Source organism: Acidimicrobiia bacterium (assembly GCA_036396535.1).
GTDB lineage: Bacteria > Actinomycetota > Acidimicrobiia > Spongiisociales > UBA5794 > DASWKR01.
In genome coordinates, this window is sequence record DASWKR010000066.1 from 1 (window position 1) to 3,948 (window position 3,948).

The 3,948-nt window shown below is 67.4% G+C and carries 2 protein-coding genes; both read left to right on the forward strand.

The features are described from left to right. Positions 1-687: LamG domain-containing protein (locus VGC47_12440; protein ID HEX9856114.1), on the forward strand; the 687-nt coding region annotated here is incomplete at its 5' end. A gap of 316 nt (positions 688-1,003) precedes the next feature. Next, positions 1,004-3,948: Ig-like domain-containing protein (locus VGC47_12445; protein ID HEX9856115.1), on the forward strand; the 2,945-nt coding region annotated here is incomplete at its 3' end.

A 3,948-nucleotide genomic window follows, 5' to 3' on the forward strand; every position in this document is an offset into this window, starting at 1 on the left:
GTGGCGGCTGATGGACCGACGGTGTGGTGGCGTCTGGGTGAGGCGTCGGGAACGGTCGCCGACGACAACGTCGGGTCCCTCAACGGCACGTACGTCGGGGGACCCACCCTGGGCGCCGCAGGGTTGATCGCCCACGACTCGGACACTTCGGTCTCGTTCGACGGCGCCAACGACGTCGTCACGGTCCCGGACTCGAGCTTGATCAACACCGGAGGACGGAGCCGCCACACCATCGAACTGTGGTTCAACGCCACGAACGTCACCAACCGGCAGGTCATCTACGAGCAGGGAGGCACCGGGAGGGGCCTGGCGATCTACCTCGACGGCGGGAACCTGTACTTCGCCGGATGGGACCTCAACACACCGTGGCCGACCACGACGGTGTTCATGTCGACACCGGTCACGGCGGGCACCACCCACCATGCGGTGCTGGCGCTCGACGGTCCCGGCGGGCGACTGAACGCCTACCTCGACGGGGTGTCGGTCGGGTCGGCGACAGGGGTCGCCAACCTCGGGAGCCACGGATCCGACATCGGGATCGGCGCCATGAACGACGCCACCAGGTTCCACACCGGCACCGCCACCGGGAGCGGCTTCCGGTTCACAGGCCGGATCGACGAAGTCGCCATCTACAACCAGACCCTCAACCCGACCCGCATCGCAGCCCACCACCTCGCCGGCATCTGAACGACTCGGCCGAGCTGGGATCGGGGCTCCCACAGGGGTTCTCGACCACTGAACGCGGTCGGTCCCGCGTGCCGGCAGCGACGCCCCTGATCCACAGCGGACCGGCCCCTGACTCAGCCCGGACTGGAAAAAAGGCTTTGACGGGGCTCGGATTGTCCCCTACATTCCGGCTCGGGCTAGTTGCGCGCCGACTCGGCGCATTGCTGTAGGGAACTTGGGGGTACAGGTTTTGGGCGTCCACCGTTCTGGTCATGGCACTGCCGTGGCCGTATTCGACCACTCAGCGTCTCTGTCCGCTCGCCGCACCGTTGCGGCCGTGGCGTGCTTCTCGCTGATCACCGCTTTGCTCGCCGGGTTCGGCGCGCCGGCGTACGCAGCCGCCGAGACCCCGAACAACCTCGCCAGGACGGCCACGGTCACGCAATCGTCGACCAACTCCGGGCAGGAGGCGTCTCGCGCCATCGACGGGCTGACGACCGGGATCGCCGGCGAGAGCTCCGTCGCCGAGACGCTCTTGGAGGCCGAGGCATGGTGGGAGGCCGATCTCGGAGCCGTCCACGACATCCCCGAGCTCAAGGTGTGGAGCCGAACCGACGGCTGCTGCGACGACACGCTCGTCGACTGGTCGGTCTTCATCTCGGACGTCCCCTTCACCTCGACCAGCGTTGCCGCAACCCGTGCCCAGGCGGGCGTCACCGAGTTCCACTTCGACGGCCCCGTCGAGTACAGGCAGTGGATGCAGCCCGACCGCACCGGACGCTACGTGCGGGTCCAGTTGAACGGCACCGGCACCCTCAGCCTCGCCGAAGTCCAGGTCGGCGGCCCGTTCGAGGAGTTGTCGAACGAGGTCACCCGTACCTGGGGCGTCCAGGGCATCGGTCCGTCCCTCAACACCGACATCCAGTCACAGATCTTCGCACTCGAGCAGGTCGGCAACACCATCTACGTCGGTGGCCGCTTCACCGAGGTGATCGAACGTCGCAACGCCGCAGAGTTCGACCAGCCCTACCTGGCTGCCTTCGACGCCACCACAGGTGTCTGGATCGACTGGTGGCGCCCGGAACTCGATGGGATGGTCAGAGCGCTCGAGGCGTCGCCCGACGGCTCCCGGCTCTTCGTCGGGGGTGACTTCACCAGCATCAACGGTGACCCGCTCGCCAGCGGACTGGCCGCCCTCGACCCGGCGACCGGGCTCATCGACCCGACGTGGCGCGCCGACCTCTCCAGGGTCTTCGCGCCTGCGACTGCCGTGGTCAACACGCTCGACACGAACAACGGGTTCCTGTACGCAGGAGGCAATTTCTCACACGCCACGACACCGCCGACCAACAACCCGGTCAACCTCTTCAACGCCGGCCGGTTCTCGCTGACGAACGGGCAGGTGGACGCGACCTGGCGCCCAAGCGTCACGGGCGGCGGAGTCCTCGGAATCTCGGCGAACGACGCGGGAACCCGCGTGTACATGGTCGGCGTTTTCGAGGCCGTCAATGGTGAGCCCGACTCGGGCAACTTCTTCCCGGCGGATGCGACGACCGGGGCGCTCGTCCCAGGCCTCAATCCGTACCCGTGGAACTTCTTCGCAGGATTCCACGAGACGTTCGACGTCGTCGCCGCCAATGATCTCGTGTTCGTCGGTGGCTCGCAGCACCTTCTCTCAGTTCTCGACGAGAGCGACCTGAGCATCGTCAACCAGGTGACGATGCCCGTGAACGTCCTCGGGGGCGACGTCCAGGACATCGAGCTGGCCGGCGACCGGGTGTACGCCACGTGCCACTGTCGGGGCACGATCTTCGACGGAGCCGGATCGGTGAACAGTCCGGACGCCATCGCCTACGGGGCTGTCACCGGGAGCTTCGCTCTCGACGCCCACACCGGAGAGTACGTCGACACGTACCCGACGGCGATTCTCGAGTACACGCTCTCAACCGGTCCATGGGCTGCGCACTCGGCGCCGGACGGATGCCTGTGGCTCGGCGGCGACATGAACCTGACGGCCACCGGCGACCAGTTCATCAACTCGCTGGTGAAGCATTGCCCCGAGGCAGGCGAGGGTCCACCGGCGGGTCCCCCGCTGACCCAGCCGGCATGGGACACCCAACCGCCGTCGGTGCCAGGGAACGTGAACGCCTCGTTCACCGGTCCCGATGAGATCAGCCTCACGTGGAACTCGTCGACGGACAACGACGCGGTGGGCTACTACCGGATCTATCGAGACGGTGAGCTGATCGCGACGTCCGGATACACCAGCTTCGAGTACCACGAGGGGACTCCGGGTACGTACGACTACACGGTCACGGCGGTCGACGTCACCCTCAACGAGTCTGCCCCGAGCCCGGCCTCGACCGTCATCGTGCCGGCCACACCCGGGGCCTTCGATGTGTACCTGACATCGAACGGCTTCGAGCTGAGCGAGGATCCGTTCACATACGCCGACGACACATTCAACGGGACCGACAATCCCGAGTTCGCCACCGGGCGTTGGGTCCCCGACGGCACGTTCGACGGCGCAGGCCTCGTCGTCCGCGTCGGAGGCGTCGACCCGGGCCGCGGCACCATCTTCGGCATCTCGGGCGCCTACGAGAGCGAGTTCACCCTCGACGAGGCAGGTCCGGCAACGGTCTCCCTCGTCTACCGCCTCGAGGTTGGTACCGGATTCGACCCGGACGAGTGTGCCGACGTGCTCCTCGCCGTCGACGGCTCGTTCTACGGCCAGGGCGGCAACGACTACCTCGTCCGGATCTGCAACGGGGGACTTGCCCCTTACGCGCCGTTCGAGGTGGACCTCGGGGTCCTCGGCGCCGGCACGCACACCATCCAGATGGGCTCTTACGTGAACTGGAAGGACTGGAACCGGGCGGGCAACAACGCCAACGCCGTCTTCGACGACGTGGTCATCGTCTCCTCGACGCCCGGTGCCGAGATCACGGCCCCGAGCGACGGGGCGGGCGTCAACGGGACCCAAACCATCTCGGTGGCGGCGCTCGACCTCGAGGATGCCGCCGGGAGCCTCGGCGTCGAGGTGGCGATCGACGGAGGGGCGTGGCAGCCCGCCTCGTGGAACGCGGCGGCCTCCCGCTACGAGCTCTCGTGGGACAGCGACGGCGTTGCCCCGGGACCACACACCATCGATGCCAGGGCGACGGATTCGGACGGCTATACGACGGGCGCACAGAGCGTGACCGTGTCTGCGGGCAACGAAGCGCCCGATGCCTCGATCACGGCGCCGCTCGACGGAGCGATCGTGAGCGGAACGACGACGGT